Raw genomic sequence first — 1,538 nt, 5'->3', positions numbered from 1 at the left:
AAAAAAACCCCAAGAAATTAAGCAGCATATCTGTAAGCGTTACGCTGGAGGTTTAGAACTTGCTGAATGGCAACAGTTAAAACAGCGAGCAGCTCAAATCGGTTTAACTCCATCGGGAATTTTACTTGCAGCCTTTGCTGAAGTCTTGACAGTTTGGAGTAAAAGTCCTCAGTTTACTATTAGTCTTGCCCTATTCAATCGCCTACCATTGCACCCGCAGGTTTATGATATTTTGGGAGACTTTATCTCAGTAACTCTATTGAAAGTCGACAATTCTGCGTCTGAATCCTTTACTGACCGTTCGCTACGCTTGCAGCGTCAGTTGTGGCAAGATTTAGAACATCGCTATTTTAGTGGAGTAGGGGTAACACGAGAAATAGCCCGTAGAAAAGGTACGTTACCTAGAGCAATCCCTGTTGTATTCACTAGCACTCTCGGTTTGGATTCACTTGGTCAACAGACTGCAACCTTTTCTCACTTTGGAGAATTAGTATATGGCATTACTCAGGCTTCCCAAGCTTGGATGGATATTCAAGTTTGGGAAGAACAAGGTCAATTGACGTTTAATTGGGATGTGGTTGAGGAACTTTTTCCAGCAGGTTTAATAGAAGACATGTTTGAGACCTATTGTCATTTTCTCAAGCATCTAGCAAATTCTGAAACTGCTTGGCAAGAAACTAAACGACAATTGGTTCCTCCTAGTCAGTTGGCACAGCAGTGTCTGGTCAACGCTACTGTTGCCCCAACTTCTGAAGAGATGTTACATACTTTGTTTGCCGCCCGAGTAGGGGAGCGAAAAAAAGAGCCAGCGGTCATCTCACCTCAACGCACCTTAACCTATCAAGAGCTACACGAGCTTTCTAATCAGATTGCTCATAAGCTGCGGTCATTAGGGATAAGTCCTAACCAATTGGTAGCTGTAGTTATGGAAAAAGGGTGGGAGCAGATAGTTGCGGTTCTTGGTATTTTGAATTCTGGAGCTGCCTATGTTCCTATCGATCCGAGTTTACCTCAAGAACGCAGGGAATATATTCTCAAAAACAGCCAGGTCGAACTTGTCTTAACCCAATCTTGGCTAAATGAGAGGCTTTCTTGGTCAGAACAAGTTGTACGGCTGTGCCTCGACGATCCAGAGCTATCTCATGAAAATAAAGAGCCCCTGGAGTCGATTCAGACTCCCAATGATTTGGCTTATCTGATTTACACTTCTGGTTCTACAGGTACTCCCAAAGGGGTGGAAATCGAGCATCGGGGGGCAGTGAACACGATTATTGATATCGACCAACGCTTTGGCGTTAATTCATCTGACCGAGTGTTAGCTTTGTCTTCCCTTAGTTTCGACTTGTCAGTTTACGATATTTTCGGCACTTTTGCTGCTGGAGGAACAATAGTTATTCCCGAAGCTTCGTGCGATCGCGATCCAGCCCACTGGGCAAAATTGATAGTAGAGCACGAGGTTACTATTTGGAACTCAGTGCCAGCCTTAATGCAGATAATGGTTGACTGGGCTAGAGATGAACCTCAAGTTTTGACAAGTC

1 protein-coding gene is annotated in these 1,538 nt (G+C 44.0%); it reads left to right on the top strand.

Annotated elements, in window-relative coordinates:
* On the top strand, positions 1 to 1,538 hold a 1,538-nt coding region (locus tag H1P_RS37905; protein ID WP_222427352.1), incomplete at both ends, for a non-ribosomal peptide synthetase.

Source organism: Hyella patelloides LEGE 07179, assembly GCF_900659865.1.
Taxonomy (GTDB): Bacteria; Cyanobacteriota; Cyanobacteriia; order Cyanobacteriales; family Xenococcaceae; genus Hyella; species Hyella patelloides.
Note: the sequence above shows the minus strand (reverse complement) of the source record. Positions and strands in the feature narration are given on the sequence as shown.